Annotated in this window: 1 pseudogene; it reads left to right on the forward strand. The window is 72.8% G+C overall.

Features of this window, described 5'->3' with window-relative positions:
* Nucleotides 1–368, forward strand: a pseudogene (locus tag IF54_RS0139060) (phenylacetate--CoA ligase); the annotation flags it as partial.

Raw genomic sequence — 368 nt, forward strand, 5'->3', positions numbered from 1 at the left:
CCCCCGACGACTGCCGGACGCTCGACGACCTGGCCCGCTTCCCCTTCACCACGAAGGCCGATCTGCGCGACACCTACCCGTTCGGCATGTTCGCCGTCCCCATGGACCAGGTCCGCCGCGTCCACGCCTCCAGCGGCACCACCGGGCGCCCCACGGTGGTCGGTTACACCGAGAACGACCTGTCGATGAGGGCCGACATGGTCGCCCGCTCGATCCGCGCCGCCGGCGGCCGTCCCGGCCACAAGGTGCACATCTCCTACGGCTACGGTCTGTTCACCGGCGGCCTGGGCGCCCACGACGGGGCCGAGCGGGCCGGCTGCACGGTGATCCCCGCCTCGGGCGGGATGACCGCGCGCCAGGTGCAGATC

It is taken from the genome of Streptomyces sp. NRRL B-3229 (assembly GCF_000719505.1).
GTDB classification, from domain to species: Bacteria; Actinomycetota; Actinomycetes; order Streptomycetales; family Streptomycetaceae; genus Streptomyces; species Streptomyces griseorubiginosus.